The organism is Paenibacillus thalictri (genome assembly GCF_004307995.1).
Lineage (GTDB): Bacteria > Bacillota > Bacilli > Paenibacillales > NBRC-103111 > Paenibacillus_AF > Paenibacillus_AF thalictri.
Genome location: NZ_SIRE01000047.1, coordinates 1 through 19,136, shown reverse-complemented (window position 1 = coordinate 19,136; position 19,136 = coordinate 1). Strand labels below are relative to the sequence as shown.

Below are 19,136 nucleotides of genomic sequence, written 5' to 3'. Positions count from 1 at the left end.
GCATAATCTTTACTTTGCGAGAATAGCTACTCCTTTGGGAGGCAATTCCATCGTCCCTTGAACGATTCGCGGTTCAAGAAGTTCCAGCAACGGTTCATCCCCTATGTGCACAGTGACTTGCATGTCATTATGGTTAAGCAGGAACATAAAGCGCTTGCCGTCCTTCTCACGCTCGGACACTTCTACGCCGGCCGGCGCGTCCAGCAGCGGGGCAATGCCCTTCGCTTCGCACAAGCTCGCGAGCAGGTGCTGCAGAAACCTCGGCTCCGGACTGGAGGCAATATACCACGCTTCGCCTCCGCCGAAGCGGTTGACCGTCACAACCGGCCTGCCTTTGTAAAAATCGGAGCCGTATTCGGCCACAACCTCGGCACCTTCGCTATGTATCAAATCGCAGAGCAGTCTGCAGTCGTACGTGCCGCTCATCAGTCCCCAATCGCCGCTCATCACCATTTGGTTGCTTTGCTCCGGCAACAAAGCGTCGATTTCCTCCGCCCAGATGCCAAGCACCTTGCGCAGCTCGCCCGGATATCCGCCGACAGTCACCATATCGTGCTCGTTCACAATGCCGCTGAAAAATGTCGTGACATAGGCGCCGCCGCGCTGGACGAATTGCTCCACCTTTGCCGCATACCCCGGCTTGACCATGTACATCACCGGCGCGATGATTACGTCGTATTTCGTAAAATCTTCGTCCGCTCCGACCATATCCGCTTGAATGTTCAATTGGTACAGCGCATCATAATACCGATGCACTTCATCCGTATACTTCAGCGCAACGCTAGGCCCGCTCGACAGTTCGACCGCCCAGCGGTTGTCCCAGTCGTAGACAATCGCAACGCGGGCCTTAACGCGGGAATCGAGCAGTTGCTCGCCAAGCGTCTGCAGCTCGCGCCCAAGCTCCGCACATTCGCGGAATACGCGCGTATGTTCATGTCCGGCGTGCTCGATCAGCGCGCCGTGAAACTTCTCACATGCGCCGATAGAACGCCGCAGCTGGAAAAACATCACCGTGTCCGCTCCCCGCGCCACGGCCTGATAACTCCACAGCCTCATCACACCGGGCCGTTTCAGCGAATTATAAGCCTGCCAGTTTTGCTGGCTTGGCGTTTGCTCCATCAGCATAAACGGCTGTCCGCTTTTCAGCCCGCGCATCAAGTCGTGCGCCATCGCCGTATAGCTGACCGGCGTCTCCATGGACGGATAGTTGTCCCACGAAACGACATCCATATATCGGGCCCACTTAAAATAATCCAGCTCGGGATAGGTGCCCATCAGATTCGTTGTAATGCGAATCTGTGGCGTATGCCGCTTCAGCTCCTCATATTCGGTCCTGTAGCATTCGAGCAAACTGTCCGACTGAAAGCGCCGATAATCGAGAGAAATTCCCTGAAAATTCGTACGGTTATACATCCATTCCTCGCTCAGCACATTCGGCACGACAATCTCGTCCCAATCGTAAAAGGTATGTCCCCAGAACCCGGTATTCCACACTTTATTAAGCGTTTCCAAAGATCCGTAACGCTCCTTCAACCAGCCGCGGAACGCTGCAGCGCAGTTGTCGCAGTAACAGTAGCCGCCGTATTCGTTGCAAATGTGCCAGGCCGCTAGTCCCGGGTGATCCTTATAGCGCTCTCCGAGCTTGTCTGCCATCAAACCCGCATATTTGCGGTACGTCGGACTATTCGGACATGAATTGTGACGTCCGCCGAAGCGCCGTTTGCGGCCTTCATAGTCGACGCGCAGCACGTCGGGATATTTCCGGGCCATCCAGGCGGGATGCGCTGCCGTACTGGTGGCCAAGCATACGTAAATCCCTTCCCGGTAAAGCCGGTCTACTATGTTATCGAGCCATTCAAAGCGGTAAGTGTCCTCATCCGGTTGGCTTAAAGCCCACGAAAATACGTTTACCGTCGCTACGTCAATCCCGGCCAGCTTGAACATGCGCAGATCTTCCTCCATGGTCTGCTCGTCCCACTGTTCCGGGTTGTAATCTCCGCCGTACCATATTTTCGGCAATTTGGCATGGATCATGCTGTAAGCTCACTCCCTTATCATTTCTGAAGCCCGTCTATTTTGAATATAAAAGCGTGCTCGCACGGCCTCTCGTCAGGCAGCGTTACATGCAGCCCGTCGTTATTTCTGCTCCATTGCAGCTTTGCTTGGCTGCCCAGCAGCTCAACGCCGCCGATTTCCTGCTCGTACAAGCGGGAAGCATAGCCAAGCGAACGGATGCTCACTTTGCCGTCCTCAGGCCAGCCCATTATTGCCGCATACAAATGATCGCATCGCATCGTAAAGCGGATATCGCGTGCCGTATACGGCTGCCGTTTCGAATCCGTAAACTCGCCGCCGACGGATGGAGTCGGTCCTTCTCCGTACAACCTCCACGGACGGGAGTTGTAGATCGCCTGCCCGTTTACGGCAAGCCAGCGGCCCAGATCCAGCAATATGGCCTCTTCTTCCTCGGGAATCGCGCCGTCCGCGCGCGGGCCGATATTGAGCAGCAAATTGCCGTTTTTGCTGACGGTGTCGATAAGGTCGCCGACAATCTCGCGCGAAGTTTTGTACTCCTGGTTGTTCACATGGCACCACGAGCTTTTCGATACGGAAGTGCATGTCTGCCAAGGGAGCGATCGAATATGCTCCGATTGACCGCGCTCCAAATCATATACGGCCGTTCCTTCCGGAAATGCGCCGTGTTTGTAATTAATGACAACCCCACGTTCCCGCTCCGCCGCCCGGTTGTAGTAATAAGCTGCGAACCGCCGCAAATAAGGCTCAAATACCGGCTTGGCGATCCACCAATCGAAATAAACTAGCTGCGGTTCGTATTTATCCGCCAGCTCGCACGTCCGCGCCAGCCAGTCTTCGAGAAACACCTCGTTGGGATACAACGCTTGCGGCTGGGCAGGCCCGTAAAAAGCGGCGAACCGCGGGTCTGCTACGTCGGAAGCAAACTGCCTGCCTCCTTCGAAAAACCACCAGTTTTCAGCCCGGTGGCTGGATAGGCCAAAGGTCAAATAATGCTTCCGGCACGCCCCGGCAAGCTCCCCGATCACGTCCCGCCGCGGGCCCATGCGAACCGCATTCCACTCGGTGAAGGAGCTGTCGTACATCGCAAAGCCGTCATGATGCTCCGCGACCGATACGACATACTGGGCTCCGGATCTGCGGAATAAGCCTGCCCAGGCGTCAGGGTCGAACCGCTCGGCGGTAAAAAGCGGGATAAAGTCCTTGTATCCGAATTGCTCCTGCGCGCCGAAACGTTCGCGGTGAAGCTGATATTCCGGCATATGTCTCTGGTACATGTTGCGAGAATACCATTCGTTATGGATAGCCGGAACCGCATACAATCCCCAATGGACAAAAATTCCGAATTTCGCATTGGCATACCAGTCTGGAACTTGGTAAGCCCGCAGCGATTCCCAAGTATTCGAGAACGGTCCGGCCTCAATCCCGGCGCGGATCGTTTGTTTACAACTGCTTGGCGCCAACGTGATCGTCCTTTCTCCAGCGCTTATTCACTCCAGAGCTTAACTTTTTCCTGCAGGATTTTAGTGAATTCATCCTCCAGCTTGTGCACTCCGGCCTTCTCCAAATCTTTCTGGAACGCATCCCACACCCCGTCAAACTGTTCCGGCTTGGCAAGAATCATTTCGGGAGCCCGTTTCTTGAAAATATCGGAAAGCCGCTTGGACAGCACATCCGCCTCCGAGCCGGTGGCCAGATTGATTTGCCATGCCGCGCCATAAGGACGCACCGGGAATTCGCTTTCCTTCGGGAATAAATCCGCCCACATCTCCACGTTATAATGCTTTAGCGTTTCTTTTTCCACATCCGTATAATCTTTTTTAATCTGCTCCTTGCTTGATGTGGAGAACGAATTGCCGGTAGAGTCCAATCTGGCATTGCCGGCAATCGGGAACGGATATACATAGTTGCCGATTCCGCTTTTTTTGCCGTACAGCGGATCGTTGGTGCGTTTGTCTAAATCTTCCTTTGTCATGACGCGCTTGCCTTGTTCAACGGTATAATTTACCCCCTCGATCCCCCATGAGCGCAGGATCATGCCTTCTTCCGAGGCCAGATAATCGAGGAATTTGATAATACGCACCGGATCTTTCGCCGATTTCGTAATGCCCACTCCCCATCCGGCCAAATAACCGGCGCTGTGAGTCGAATGATCCTTGTATTGCTCGTTTACCGTCACCGGGAAATTAGCATACGTGCGTTCCGGTTTGCCTGCTTGACGGACCACCTTCTGCCCTTCGTCGTAATCCCATTTCTGATCGATCAGACCAAGCACGCGGCCTGTGCCGACTTTGGCCTTGTATTGATCGTACTTTTGCACAAAGCTTTCCGGATCGAGCAGCCCGATTGCGTTCATATGATTAAGCCAGCGATAATACTCCTTCTCCTCCGGCCGGGTATGATGGTAAATGGCCTTTGACGTCTTGGGATCCACATACCATTCCCCGTCGTCCGGGCCGCCGGTTGTAGCCAGAGCGGGATTCGTTACGGAAATTTGCAGCCGCCAGTCTTCGGCTATCAACGATAAGCCGATGGTCGGCTTGCCGTCGATGGTCGGATATTTATCCTTATATGCTTTTATAGCGTTTTCAAAATCGTAAATCGTTCTGATTTTCGGATAACCCAGCTCTTTCAGCACTTCATGCTGAAGATGGAATGTCCCGCTGACATCCAGCAGCTTATCGTCTACCGCGGTGGAGCCAAGGAAATAAATTGACTTGTCGCTGCTGCTCCAGCGCATCCGCTTCAGATTGTCTTCTCCGTAAAGCTTCTTCAGGTTCGGCGCATATTTATCGATAAGCGGCGTGAGGTCAAGCATCGCCCCCGCGTCGACAAGCATCGATCCGTCGCCTTTTGGGTAAATCAAGTCGGGATATTCATTGCTGGCTACAATCAGCGATATTTTTTGCCGCGGATCGCCGACCGGATAATCCAACTTCAAGGTAACGCCTGTTTTTTGTTGAATGGTTTTCCCGATAGGGCTTTCCATGTTGTCCCAGCTAGCGCCGTTGCCATCCTCATTAAAAAACATGACAGTGATGGGACTGGCATCGCTTTGCGTGTTTTTATCGTTCGAATTCGGATCTCCCGGTTTATCGCAAGCTGTCAGTGCCGCCATGGTCAAGGCAACGATGGCACCGGTGGTTCTCACTAATTTCATATTCATAGACGATTAGGACCCTCCCTATATAAAAGCAAACTGAAGAAAAGCTTATGCCGATCTTATGCCTTGACCGCTCCAAGCGTCATGCCTTTGACGAAATACTTTTGCAGAAACGGATACACCGCCAAAATCGGGAGTGTGACCACCATCGTAATCGCCATTTTCATCGACTCCGGGGACACGGCGTTGACCTTCGCCATATCTTGACCACGGTAAGCGTTATCGTTGCCGGAAGACGTGCTCAGCAATATTTTTTGCAGTTCGAACTGCAGCGTGGTCAGTTCGGGCTTCGAGCTGTTGAATAAATAATTGTCGAACCATGAGTTCCACTGTCCGACGGCGATAAATAAGGCAATTGTCGCCAGTACCGGCAAGCACAACGGCAGTATAATGCGAACAAAAATCGTAAATTCGCTCGCTCCGTCGATTTTTGCCGATTCCTGCAGCGAATAAGGAAGTCCGTCCATATAGGAGCGTATAATAAATACGTTCCACACACTGAGCAAACCGGGAATAATATATACCCAGAACGTGTTCAGCAGGTGCAGCTCGCGGATCAGCATATATCCCGGAATGAGCCCGCCTTGCACATACAGGGTCAGCGCAAAAAGTGCGGTAAACAACTTCCGCGCCTGAAATTCCTTCTGGTTCAGCACAAAGGCGACCATTGAAGCGCTAAGCACGCCAAGCACTGTGCCGATGACCGTTCGCAGGATGGAATTTTGAAAAGCGGTCAGCAGATTGCCGAACCGAAACAGCGCTTTATAGTTTTCTAACGTAAACTCCCGCGGCCAAACATAGATGCCTCCCCGCACGGTGTCCATTGAATCATTCAGCGAGATGGCCAGTACATTTAGAAAAGGGTACACCGTCACGACCGCGGCCAATAACATAAAGCCAACATTGCATATGTCGAAAATCAAGTCGCCTTTGCTGCGGCTAACTCTCGTCACCTTGTTAATCATGTTTCCACTCCTCACAAATTCACAAGATGCTTTCTTTGGTGTACCGCTTGTAAATTCCGTTTGCTGTTACCACCAGAATGACGCTGACCACCGAGTTAAACATACCGACCGCCGTACCGAAGGAGTAACGATTCATGCCAATCCCGTAATTTAAAGCATACAGGTCAAGCACTTGGGAATAATCCGCAACGATCGGGTTGCCAAGTAAAAACTGCTTCTCAAACCCGATGCTGATGAGCGAACCAATGGCCAAAATGAACAGAATCATAAATGTGGAGCGGATGCCTGGCAACGTGATGTGCCGCATGCGCTGAAATCTGCCCGCGCCATCCACGGTTGCCGCCTCGTACAGCTCAGGATCAATGCCGGCGATGGCGGATAAAAAAATGATCGTATGCCAACCGGTTTCCTTCCATGCGTCGGAAGCCGTCACTATGGTCCAAAACCAATTGGCCCTTGCCATAAACTGAATGGGCTGGTCCGTCAGCTGCAAGCCAAGCAAGAGTTGATTGATGATGCCCCCGTCGGTGGAAAGCATTTTGGTCACAATGCCGGCGACGACAACCCAAGAGACGAAATGCGGCAAGTAGGAGATGGTTTGGACAGAACGCTTGAACAACTGGCCCTTGAGCTCATTCAGAAGAAGAGCAAACAAGATGGGGAGCGTAAAACCGACGACCAGGCTCATCCCGCTCATAACCAGCGTGTTGCGAAGCACAAGATAAAACTTATCGTCTGTGAACAGCTGAACAAAGTTGCTCAATCCGACCCATTGCTGATCCAGTATAAAACGTCCCGGCTTGTAGTTCTGAAATGCCATCAGCCAGCCCCATATCGGTATATAGCTGAATACAATAACCCACAGTACAAACGGCACCGACATATAATACAGAAACCTTTGGCGCCACAGCGTGCTCCAAAAGCTCGAGGCTTTCTTAGGCTCATGGCGCAAAATACCGGTTTCTGTCGGAATCGTTTTCATAAACTTCCTCCTCTTCTGTTAGCTACATTCATAATACAAAAGAGAAGAAGCGCGAAGTACCCTCTAAATTCAACGCAAAATCATGTCAAAACAAGCGCTTTCAGACTGCGGTTACTTAACCGATTTTCCCTTGTAGGATGAGGGAGATACACCGACATACCGTTTGAATTTGCGGTGAAAATAATCGACGTTAGCGTACCCGATGCGCTCGGCGACCTGATGCACCTTCATGCCTTGACCGAGCAGCTCGGTCGCTTTTTCGATGCGGATTTTGTCCAGATACGTATGGAACGATTCGCCGGTGTATTTGAGAAACATTTTGCCCAGATAACCGCTGTTGTAGCTGAATACGTCGGCAAGCGTCTCCAGCTTGAGATTTTCGCTGTAATGATTATGGACGAAATCGATCAGTTGCTTCAGTACCGGCTCGTTGCCGGCGCCGCCGATCCGTTCGGCCAATTTCAGCAGGCGGCTTCTTGTCTCAAGCAGCAGTCCGGCATAGGTATGGTGCTTATGAATGTCAGCCGTCAGCGACATGCAGCCCTGAACTGCGGTGTAAATCTCATTGTTTCGCGACGAAAGCTTACCCAATACAAGAGAGATCAGCTGAGTCCAATTGGTCTTCATGTCGTGCTCCGAGCCGTCATACGAGATCAGCGCTTTGCCAGCCTGCTCCAGCACTTGCTCCACACCGCTTTTTCTGCCGATATCGAGCGCATAATACAGCTTCTCCGCAAGTGCATCCAGACTGTCGCAGGTTTCGCTTGAATCCGTCGGAACCGGCATATCGCGAAGAGTATGTATCTGCTCCCCGCCCAGCAAAAACTTGTGCTTCATCAATTGGGCCGCTCCGATAAAAGAATCGGCCGTCTTGGCAAGCTGCTTCACGGTTTGTCCGGCCGCGGCAAAGCAGATTAACTGCAGGCCTGCAAGCTGCTGCTTGATTTGCCGGTAAAGCTCCTCCGAAGACTCCCCTCCGTTAACCGGCTGCTTCAGCAGGATGCCGATCCATGACTCGACGGAAAATACAATGCCACTATGGTTTCCCTCAAACAGCTTTTCGAGCCTGCGTCTGGCCTCCGAATACTGTTTTGGTTCCACCTTGTACCCGATGGTAATGTCGATCAGCAGCACTTGATAGCTCTTCCATTCCGACAGCTGCGACTGCAGCAGCTCTTCGCCCTCGAGCTGACGGTTGTGCAGCAAGGAGTGGATCAACGCTTCCTGACGCTCGGCGGCAGCTTGCCCCGGTTGAATCTGAGCTGCTTCTTTTTGCAGCAAAATATGAACGCGCTGTAAATGCTCCACTACTTCCGCCTCGTCGACGGGCTTCAAAATATAGCCGTCTATTCTGAATTTCAACGCCGTCTTCGCATAGGTGAAATCCGCATAACCGCTCAAAATGATAAACCGGCATCGCTCATCTACTTTGCGTATTTCTTCAATCAGCTGCAGTCCGTCCATGCCCGGCATCCGAATATCGACAACCAGCAGTTCCGGAGCGAGCTCGCCGTGCCGCTCAAGCGCCTCCCTGCCGTTTTTGGCATCGCCTACGACAGTAAAGCCGTATTCCTCCCATGGAATGATGGCTTTCAGCCCTTGGCGTATCATCGGCTCGTCATCCACGATCAATACTTTGTACATACATGCTTCCCCCTGTCGGTATAACAAAAAATATACGTGTGCCTCGATCCGGCTCACTGGATATATTCAGCCCGTACGACTCCCCGTAAGTAAGCGAAAGCCGCTGGTGCACATTGCGCAATCCGATGCGGTGTTCCCTCCGGTCGCTCGCATCCTGCAGCGATTCGTTAATCGCCTGCAGCCTCTCGGCGCTCATGCCGATGCCGTTGTCCGTTACCTCTATATAAAGATGGTCATCCTTAAGCCCGGCTCGAATTCTCACATTTCCGCCTGCCTCCATCGTTTCCAGCCCGTGGATGACGGCATTTTCAACCAGAGGCTGAACAATAAGCGGAGGAATGAGCAGATGCTTGCAGGAAGGGTCGATCTCCAGTTCGAAAGTCAAACGGTCCTCGAACCTGAACTTCTGAATGTCCAGATAATACCTGGCAATATCAAGTTCATCCTGCAGCGGAATATCGCTGCCGCCGATCTCCAAATTTTTCCGAAGCAGCCTGCCCAAGGACTTGACGGCTGCGGCAATCTCCTGCTCGCCGTGCATATGCGCCTTCATCCTTACCGATTCGAGCGCATTAAACAAAAAATGCGGATTGATTTGGCTCGCCAGCATTTGCAGCTTGATTTCCTTCTGACGAAGCTGGAGCTCGTTTTTTTGTCGGTTCGATTCCTGTACTTCTTCCATCAAATGGCGTATGCTGTGCAGCATATTGCTGAACTGCCTCGCGAGCAGTCCGATTTCGTCATTGCCTCTGATCGAGGTTGTCACATGCAGATCCCCCAGCGCCACCCGGTTCAAATCCTTATTAAGCCGCATCAGCCGATCGGCCAAAAATCGCGATGAAAAGTAAATAAGCACAAATGCTATACACAGGCTGACCGAAATAATGGTAAAGCCGAGCATACTGATCCGGTTAGCGTTACTGACTATACTTTCTACCGAGAAAATGGAGACGATTTTCAGCTTATTGCTGCTTCCCTCAGGCATCAGCTCTTCAATGATGACTTTGGACGGTTTGCCGTTTATGATATCGTCATAAATTCCCTGTTGGCGGTCTTTGAACGAGTGGCTATACTCCGTTTCGTTTAAATTTTTGCCTACCCACTCTGTATTTTTTGCCGCTATGATATAACCTTGGCTATCGTAAATCATCGTGTCGAACAGTTCCTGACTCACGATGCCATTCAGCTCCTGGGGATTGACATCGACAACCAGCACCCCGCTTGTCCGGTACTCCACAAAGTCGGACCGGCGGACAAGACTTAAGAAGGACCGGTTCCCTTGGGTTTCGTCTTCGGCATACACCCAGCTTGCCGTCGCCTGCTTTTTATCCAGCGCCTCCTTATACCAGAACGTGTTTCTGATGCCTTCATCAGGCTGGATGAAATACCAATTATCGATAATAGTCGGGTTCCTGGTGTAAAACCGGATGTTGTATATCTCTTTATACAAGCGCGTGTAATCCAGAAAATCGTTATAATCGCGATACGCCATCATGACTTCAAAAGCATTTTCATATTGTGTATTAACCAGTTTTTTCAGCCGTGGATCAATTAACAGCTTGTTTGAAATTTCCATCGGCATGCGCAGCGTATCGGCAAGCCGTTTTCTGATGATGTCAACACTGTTGACCGTCTGTTGTGTCGCATCTTTAATCATCGTCTGCCGAAATGAAACCGTCAGGAAAACTCCTACCAGAATAACCGGAATAAAGACGACAAAAATAAACGAAATAACCAGCTTCTTCTGGATCCGGATATCGTTGATTCGCTGCAGAGCCATATCCAACCATCGGAGCGTTCTCATCGCCTTACCTCCCGCATTATATGCAATCGCTTTCATTTCGACCGAATTCGACAGTTATTGCTAGCTATTATTATAACAACAACATTTCCGAGTGAACAGAAGCCATTCTTCAAGCTGACCATCAGCTTAAAGAATGGCTTATCTGAAGCAATACCTGAGCGTGCTGCGTTAATTGCTTAAATTATATATGTTATACATAAGCACGGCAGCTTGCGCCCGATTCGTGGTGTTCTGCGGATAAATGGACTGGTTAAAACCATGCACAAGTCCCATCGACACCAACGCGTTAACGCTGCTTGCGGCATAAGCGGACACATCGGAAGCGTCTTGGAATGCATCGATTGGCGCTCCCGCCGCTTGCGGGGAAGCTTTCTTGGCCGATTTCAAGGCCCGGTCCGTTAACACCATCATATCTTGCCTTGTAATCGGATCCTGCGGTCTGAACAAATTGCCTTCTCCCCCTTCCGCAATGCCAAGTCCTCTGGCAAGCTGCAGCGCCTCGGCATAATACGCATCCGCTTTCACATCGGCAAACGGGCTGCCTAACGCGCCTTTCAGCTCGAGCGTTCTGACCAGCAGCACCAGAAAGTCGGCACGGCTTACTTGCTCGGACGGGTTAAATGCGCTTTCCGAGGCGCCCTGCACGATGCCTTTGGAGGCCAACACTTCAATCGGCTTCCGCGCCCAATCCAGAGAAGCGATGTCCTGGAACGTCTTCTTCACAAAACCTACGGCATATGTGCTGAAATGCGTCACCGTAAATGTCACCGTTCCCGTGCTGCTGTCGTATTTGCCGTTGGATACCGGAGTGGCTTGACCTTGACCGTCCACATACCAGATGACAATGTTCTCGCTGTCGGTTAATTCGGCAGGCGTCGGCGTATACGGAATACTGATGGACACGGGAGCATCCGAATTGGACCATGGAATAACGTTTCCTCCTGCTTGAATGCTTAAGTCTATGACAGGCCGGCTGCCGACTTGCCGTTGCAAGCTCTCGTCCCACTTGCTTGAGTCCACCTGGCGCACATGGAATTCCACTTCCTTGTCGGCCAGCTCGCCCGTTTTGAATAAATTACCCGTTGAAGTAACTGTGGCAAGCGGCGTGGCCAGTTTGAACTGCACGTTCTGCGTAGTGCCGTTAATTGCCTGAGACGGGATTTGCGTTACATAAGATTGTACGCCGGGAATTTGCTGAATCTGGATCACAACCGCGTTCACTGCGTTGCCGCTTGCGCTTGCTTCAGCAAGCGCTTTATCCCACGCCCCGGCGTCAATTTTCGATACTGCTGCGCCGGATGCCTGATCCAGCTTCACTTGCGGCGAGATGCTGACAACAGAGCGATTGGCGCCGTTATTGCCATTGCTCTCCGTGGCAGACCCCGGAGACGTCGTGGCTCCCCCGCCCGTAGGACCGCTAGACGTGCCGCCGCCTGGCGTAGAACCGCCAGAAGGATTGCTGCTGCTGCTATCGGTAAAAATTCGGATCACCTTCGAGTCGAACTCGGCCAGCGCAGCTGCCAGCTTCACCTTCGCCTGATCGACGTCCTGCTGGAATATTTCAGCCATATTGGCTATTCTGAGCGCCTCATCCACAGCAGCTTGAAGCACCGCCTTCGAGCCTGTTGGATATTGCAAGTTTCCTGCTCCCTCTACAGCTAAAGAAAGCTTGTTCTGAGCCGAGGCGATCGTCTCGTTCAGAGCCGATTTGTCCAATGGCGCAGGCTGCAATGTGACCTCATATTGCAAGCCGCTTACCTCATATACCCCGGCTGGGCTATTTAATTGGACATTGCTCAGCAATACCTGGCTTTTGGTTTCTTGGGAAACCGCTGATGATTTAAATGTTAATTTCAACACATCACCGTTTGCGCCAAAGGTACTGTCACCTGCCGGTGTCGTGGTCTTGAGTGAAATTTTCCCCGGTGCCAGTACTTTATTTTCCGTTACTTTTAATTTGCTTTCGTTAAGCGAGCTGGCCGAAATCATATTCAGCTTGGCTGGGTCAAATTGGAGCGTCAAACTATGGCCGTACACTTGCTGATAGACGCTTTGCGTGACGCCGAGCACGGCCCATGTCAGGTCAAACGGCTGACCGGCCAGCGCTTTGGCAGGACCGTACAGCTCTGCCGCCGCCGGTACGGCATCGGATGGTGCGGACTGCGTTCCCGCACTGTTCACTGCAGTCACCTTATAAATATACTTTCTGCCATTAAGTCCGCTGTCTCTGAAGCTGGTCGCGGTGAGCGGGCTCGCGTTCACTTTAACGAACGTATCTCTTAAGGAAGTGGAGCGGTAGACGTTATAGCTCTCCGCGCCGTTTACACTGCTCCAGCTTAAATCAATGGTATCCGGCGTGCTGCCCGTGACTTTCAAATCCGCAGGCTGATCCGGCATGATTACCTTAGGTCCGATTACGCGAAACTCATATATACTGGCGAATTTGGTAGTGGAATTATAAATCCCCGTGATCGTTAGTTTGACATACCTGGCTTTGACCGGAGCACTCAAATCGTCCGCCAGCGTAGCAGCGCTCGTCTGATTTTGCGTCCTATCCAAAATCGTCGTGTAGCTGTCCCCCTCTTTCTGCTTGGCTTCCACTTTATACCGGTAAGCCCGGCTATCCTGCGGAAGAAGCTCGATCCGTTTGATCGTACTTACTGCCTGCAGGTCCAACTCGATCCACTGCGGGAAATCCGAGGTTGCCCCGGCAGATGCCCACTTGGTCGCAGCAACTCCGTCCACTGCATTCCTGGCTGCCGAACCGGCCTCATTTTCTTGCGTTGAGAAGCTCTTCAGCTTGTTTAAGGCCAAATTAATATCCTCCGGCGTCTCGCCCGGGCTATTCGTCATATCGAATTTAAAGCTGATCGTTCTTGCATAATCTCCGGATGCCTTGTTTTTCTGTCCTTCGGGCCCCTTGGCATCCGCCATATCAAACTTATCTCCAATCGCCGGTATCCCGTCAAGAAAGGAAATATCGCCGGAAGGCAGAGGTGTATAGGCTTTACCGGGGGATGCATTATCATAACTGAAATCGATATTGTACAAACGTAGAAATAAATTTTCGTCCTTGCTGGACATCGTAATATCGCCCTGCGTCGTTTTCAGCACAGCCCAATACGTATCTCTGTAGAACCCGGCAAACTCCGGATAATCCCAGCGGTTGGTCGATTCGCTTAACGCCTTCTCCCAGACGTTGAAAACCGGCCCTCTCATTCTGTTTTTGTAAACCCGGTACGGCCCTTTCCCAAGCCATTTGACGCCAGTCACTTTATCCTTCGGATAACTGAAATTGACGCCCATATAATCGTAATCGCCGTTCAAATTATACTTGTATTCCAGATCTACCCATCCGGAAGGATGAAGCGTCCATTTGGCGAATTTCATATCCCCTGTATAGTTAATGAGCACCACTTGGTCGCTTCCGCTGGACGAAACCGAAATATCCTTGAAGGTTTGCGTCCCTGAGGCGAGAACAGGACCGTTGTTAAAAGATACCGGTTTGCCGTTCTGGGTAATATTTTTCAAAGTACCGCTGGTTTTATCGAATTTCAGCACAGTTGCTGCTGAGGCTATCATAATTTCCGCATCATCCTGAAGGGCTGTCACCGTGCCAACGCCCGCATCAACCAAACCGCTTCTAAAATCGGCCGCTTTCTTGATCATCCATGTCCATGTTGCAAGCTCGGTTCCTGCCGAGTCCTGCACGGTTACCGACAATGCGTCGTAATCTGCGTTCTTTTTCCAGCCATCCGGCAAATTCAAGCGCAAGAGGCCGGCAGCGCCCGGCGCAATATTCGGGGCAACCGCTTGTCCGGTCACCTTCTGCACGTAGCCGGAGCCGGTGTCGGTTGGATTTTTCATTTTTAACAGCTGCCATGTGTATTTCAATTGATTCAAATTGGTAAATTGGTATTGGTTCGAAATGCTGATGTCTCCTGTAAATCCGGTTGGGAAGCTTTTCTCAAGATTGTCCGCGTCCGTCAATTGCACAGGAGAGAAGATGTCTTTAATCGTAAAATAGCTGCCTTCCTTTTGCCGGTAGGGTCCCACAATGCCGTCGGGGTAATTATCGCCGTTTGCATCGATGGTGCCATTGGGCCGCTTTACTCCTTCATCCAGCAGCGCCCAGATAAATCCTCCTGCCGACTTGGGTTTGGTTATATCGCCCATCAGCTTCCAATAGTCGTTAAGCCCCGCGCCTGCTCCGCCGTCAAACAGGGAATGCAAAAATTCGGTCGGCATAAAGATATTGGGCTGCGTTTCAATTTTGTTTTTTGTGTCAGTGTAGTTCAGATAGTGGCTGGCATCGATTTTTTCGTATAAAGATTTGGTGTGAAGCACCGGTCTCATCTGCGGATCAAGCGATTTGGCTGCGTCGGTCGATTTGTAAAAAAGCGGGTCCAGGTCCGTATTCCAGCCAAATTCGTTGCCGTTCGCCCAGAACACGATACTCGGATGGTTCACGTCGCGCGTAATCATCTCGGTCGCCAGCTTCGTTCCGACCGTGGTGTCATATGCCTTCTGCCACCCGGCCAACTCGTCGATCACGTACAGGCCAAGCTCGTCGCACAGCGCCAGAAAGCTTTGGTCCGGCGGATAATGAGACATTCTGACCGCATTCATATTCATCTGCTTCATTAGCATAATATCGTTGCGGTCAATCTCGGGACTAAGCGTTCTCCCCGAGTCCGGCCAGAAGGCATGCCTGTTTGCGCCTTTGAGAATGATCTTTTTGCCGTTGACATATATTCCGTCTCCGGCGCGTGCTTCAATCGTTCGGAAGCCAAAACGCTCCGTCACCGTGTGAATCGTTTGCCCTTGCTTTTGCATGCTGATCTCGACTTTATACAGATTCGGCGTTTCCGCCGTCCACAGCTGCGGACTGGCAACCGTTGTCTTCAGTCTTCTCGAAGTCACCCCTTGTCCCAGCCCTGCCGTGAACGGGGCTCCGACATTTTGGCCATCCAATGTCTTGATTTGCGCAACCAGGTTATCCGCGTCCACGATACCGTTGACATATACGTCCATAGCGAAGCTGCCGTCCGCCTTGGCGTTGATTGCCGTACGTTCAATGGATTGCGACGGAGTCATTTCCAAGTAGACCGGACGGAAAATGCCGCCGAATATCCAGTAGTCTCCCTGTCTCTCCGCCCGATTTACCGAGGCGTTATCGGACATTTTGCTTACCGTTGCCTCCAATGTATTCAGCGATGCGCCATAGTTCAGCTTATCCGAAATATCGTATTTGAACCGGTAGAAAGCTCCTTGATGAACCGGCCCAGCAGACTTTCCATTAATATACACATCGGTATCGGTCATTGAACCTTCGAACACGATTGACACCTTTTGCCCGCTCCAGCTTGCCGGAACGTTAAAATTGTACTTATACAGCCCTTGCTCATTGCTGGTGTTGAAGCCATAACCTAATGTGCCAAAGCCCAGCACATCCCACATCGAAGGAACCGGAAGCGTCGTCCAGCCAAGTTCGCTTTTGCTTCCCGCAGTAACCTTAAAGTCCCAGTTGACGGTATGATCCTTGTCCGTTCCGGATAAATATTGAACCTGTGTTGGAACAGGCAGATCCGCTGCGATTCCGTTCCCGCTTGATGAACCTCCATTAACATACTCAGGATCCGTCGCCGCCATGGCCGGCTCTGGAGCCATAACAGAGGGAAACATCGAAAGCACCATCATAAATGATATCAACAACAGGATATAACGCCTTACCGGCCTTGCCTTCACACGTAAAACCCCTTTCACGAGTCAATAAATGTAAGCGTTTTATAGCCTACTTATTCATTATAGGGCATTCCGGCAAGCAACTTTACATGGTAAATTAGACATGTTTTCATGTACAAATGCAAGCTTTTTGTCATTTTTGCACATGTGCGTCATCCTGCCTTTCGCCCTTTACAATACCTAGACCGTTAGTTCCGATGTATACTCTGCCGTATTCCCGCGGATCTCCGGTGATCGCCTGATCCGCAGTTCCAAACTGATGCTGGCTGTCGTTAATTTTGATCCAAGTTGAGCCTTGGTCGTCCGAACGGAAAATCCCGTGGTCGTCTTGAGCTTGGCCGACGATATAAATCGCCATTCCCTGCTGTCCGGGAGCGGCCTTGCCGAATCCAACGGACACCGCCCCGACTCCATCCAGCTTCGCAAACGTTAATCCGGAATCTGTCGAATGGTACAGGCCGTTGCGGCTGTCCGAATTACCGTTGTCCTGGGCTCCCGCAAGCCATATGTCGCCTTCGACTCCCGGCATCGCTTTAAAGTTGCTTATGATTCTCGAAGGCAATCCGGTCGCCTGCGATTTCGTAAAATGGGCGCCGCCGTCAATGCTGACGTAAAACGTTCCGTTCTTATAGCCGTAAAATTTGTGCGGATTCACGCGATCCGATGAGACTCTGGCCGCTTCCGGAATGCCCTCCGACGCAGACCATGATTTACCCATGTCGCGGGAAAAGCTGACAGGCCTTACACCGGCCTTTTCGCCGCCCAACGGGCTCCATACGATTAACGTTCCGTCGGCCCCCACTGCCGCCGTCCCCCCGTCCGTCCGGTCGTCCGCTTCTGACTTCCAAGAGTTAGCTGCAGGTTTCCACGTAATTCCGTTGTCGGTTGAGATGCCCATTCGCGGTTCGTGCCCGTTGCCGCCATGACTGCCAACCCTCACAACGACGTTCGGATTCAATTCAGCATAATCCACATCCGTGCTTGTTCCGATATACGGGTTGGTTATCATGTCAGGCGCCTTGTTTAAGTCGGCATGGCGGAATCCTCCGATATCCCCCATCGCGCTGATCAGCGGCGCTCCCGATGGGGGACTGACCAAGCCTAATACGGCGGTTTCCTCTATGCCCTCGGCATATACGGAAATGTCGACAAGCCTGTCCTGATCAAGCGCTCCGAGATTTTCCGTGCCGTACATCGTGGCCCCTGTGCCGTACAGCATCCGGTCGGAATTAAAGGGATCGATTTCCAAGGAGCCGATCATCCAGCCCAGCTTCGGCGATATTTCCGGCAGCTCCTTTTTGGCGCCCCAATCCAGCCAAGGAGATAACGAGTAATCAATGGCGAAGCGGTTTATCCTCGAGGGGTTTCCGGAGTTGTTCAGCTCCCAGAAAACCTTCCATGTTGCCCCTCCGTCCGTACTGCGGTAAATATAATCATCCGGCCACCATTTATTCATCGTTGCGACCACAATCGTATTGGGATGCTGAACGTCGACGGAGATCCCCCCGTATGGATTGTCCATATTGCCTGTTGGACTGATATTTGCCCAGCTTTCTGCAGCCGTGTCGTATTTCCATACCGCCCCTTTGCCGCCATTGTACGGTCCCGCTCCTTCGTTATAAGTGACGTACAAGCTTCCGTTAGGCGACAGCACGCCATGGTGCGGCAGAAAACCCTGATTAGGCTGACCGGGGACCGCTTCCCACGTCTGCCCACCGTCGCGGCTTCTGTAAATGCTTTGTCGGGTGTCGGCTACGCCGACATAAATCGTTTGAGTAGTACCTCCCGGTTCGGCTGACGCCGGATCAAAGGTGATCCACGCGATGCCGACCGTATCTTTATAGTCATCCACGTAGTTTCCCGTTGCGGTAAAACTCTCGACCCTGCTCCATGTCTCGCCGTAATCGGTGCTTCTCCACAGCCCGTTGCCGCTCCGCGCGCCGAAATAAAGCACGCTGTTGTTGCTCGGATCGATCACAAGCCGTTCTCCCATCGAGCGGCCGGGCATATTGCCGCCGAATTTAAACGGCAGCTCGCTTCGCTGCCACGTGGCTCCTTTATCCGCAGAGCGAAGAATGACCCCGTTCATGTCCGTCCAATCGTTCGTGTAAGTGCCAGCCGCTATGTACAGACGATTAGGCTCTACGGCGTCGGTCGCCAGGCTTTCAACGCCAAGCATGTTCCATTCCTTGCCGCTGACAAAATCCATAAGCTGAATCCATGAACGCGATCTTGCATCCCACCTGTACGCTCCGCCAATATCCGTGCGGGCATAAATCAAGTCCTTCTCCGATTTGTTGAATATAATCCCCGGTATAAATCCGCCGCCGACCACCTTGACTCTGCCCCAGCTGTAGGGTTCAGACTTTATTGCCGCATCTCCCTGCTTGTGCTCCTCCGCAGCAGCCAAGGATGCGGTCGAAATCGTAACCAGCGCAATCATTGCGATCAAACTTGCAAGCCTTCTCATTACTTACCCTCCCGATTAATAGATCAATCGCTATACTGTAAGCGCTTTACATACATTATAAAGCTTACTCCAAAGCAGATTAACCTACATATTTAGATGCTTTTTCATGTCTATATTACATTCCCAATCGCAGAATGGCCGTATTCTTAGATCAAAGTTGCACTTTTAAACAGAAATCGATAGCCTTGGTTGTGAAAAAAAACTACGGCTGTCCAATCAACTAACAGGAAATTCCAATACCTCTGTCGAAATAGTTAGCAGCCATTTTGACGGAGGTTTTCTTATGCCCTTACCCAAAAATCGAATTGTTCCTGAGAAAAAAATCTACT

The 19,136-nt window shown here is 51.6% G+C and carries 9 protein-coding genes; all 9 read right to left on the bottom strand.

Annotated elements, in window-relative coordinates; translation table 11 throughout:
• Nucleotides 1-9: 9 nt before the first annotated feature.
• The 9 genes from EYB31_RS38440 to EYB31_RS38400 all read right to left on the bottom strand — a co-directional run bounded on the left by EYB31_RS38440 (nucleotide 10) and on the right by EYB31_RS38400 (nucleotide 18,807).
• Complete coding sequence (locus EYB31_RS38440; RefSeq protein WP_131018900.1) at nucleotides 10-2,034, bottom strand: beta-galactosidase; 2,025 nt, start codon at nucleotides 2,032-2,034, stop codon at nucleotides 10-12.
• Between the two features lie 20 nt (nucleotides 2,035-2,054).
• Nucleotides 2,055-3,497 (bottom strand): alpha-L-fucosidase, encoded by a 1,443-nt coding sequence (locus EYB31_RS38435; RefSeq protein ID WP_206105537.1) that lies wholly within the window; start codon nucleotides 3,495-3,497, stop codon nucleotides 2,055-2,057.
• 23 nt (nucleotides 3,498-3,520) lie between these two features.
• Nucleotides 3,521-5,200, bottom strand: a complete 1,680-nt coding sequence (locus tag EYB31_RS38430; protein ID WP_131018899.1) for an ABC transporter substrate-binding protein — start codon at nucleotides 5,198-5,200, stop codon at nucleotides 3,521-3,523.
• A 56-nt stretch (nucleotides 5,201-5,256) separates the two neighbouring features.
• The gene (locus EYB31_RS38425; protein ID WP_131018898.1) at nucleotides 5,257-6,162 is read right to left on the bottom strand and encodes a carbohydrate ABC transporter permease; all 906 of its coding nucleotides are present in this window, start codon (nucleotides 6,160-6,162) and stop codon (nucleotides 5,257-5,259) included.
• 19 nt (nucleotides 6,163-6,181) lie between these two features.
• Nucleotides 6,182-7,144 (bottom strand): ABC transporter permease, encoded by a 963-nt coding sequence (locus EYB31_RS38420; RefSeq protein WP_131018897.1) that lies wholly within the window; start codon nucleotides 7,142-7,144, stop codon nucleotides 6,182-6,184.
• 111 nt (nucleotides 7,145-7,255) lie between these two features.
• Complete coding sequence (locus EYB31_RS38415; protein WP_131018896.1) at nucleotides 7,256-8,788, bottom strand: response regulator transcription factor; 1,533 nt, start codon at nucleotides 8,786-8,788, stop codon at nucleotides 7,256-7,258.
• On the bottom strand, nucleotides 8,763-10,592 hold the full coding sequence (locus tag EYB31_RS38410; RefSeq protein WP_131018895.1) for a cache domain-containing sensor histidine kinase: 1,830 nt from the start codon (nucleotides 10,590-10,592) through the stop codon (nucleotides 8,763-8,765). Before EYB31_RS38410 ends, EYB31_RS38415 begins: the two co-directional genes overlap by 26 nt.
• A gap of 168 nt (nucleotides 10,593-10,760) precedes the next feature.
• Nucleotides 10,761-16,262, bottom strand: a complete 5,502-nt coding sequence (locus tag EYB31_RS38405; RefSeq protein WP_131018894.1) for a glycoside hydrolase family 2 TIM barrel-domain containing protein — start codon at nucleotides 16,260-16,262, stop codon at nucleotides 10,761-10,763.
• A 208-nt stretch (nucleotides 16,263-16,470) separates the two neighbouring features.
• The gene (locus EYB31_RS38400) at nucleotides 16,471-18,807 is read right to left on the bottom strand and encodes a sialidase family protein (RefSeq protein ID WP_131018893.1); all 2,337 of its coding nucleotides are present in this window, start codon (nucleotides 18,805-18,807) and stop codon (nucleotides 16,471-16,473) included.
• Nucleotides 18,808-19,136: the final 329 nt, after the last annotated feature.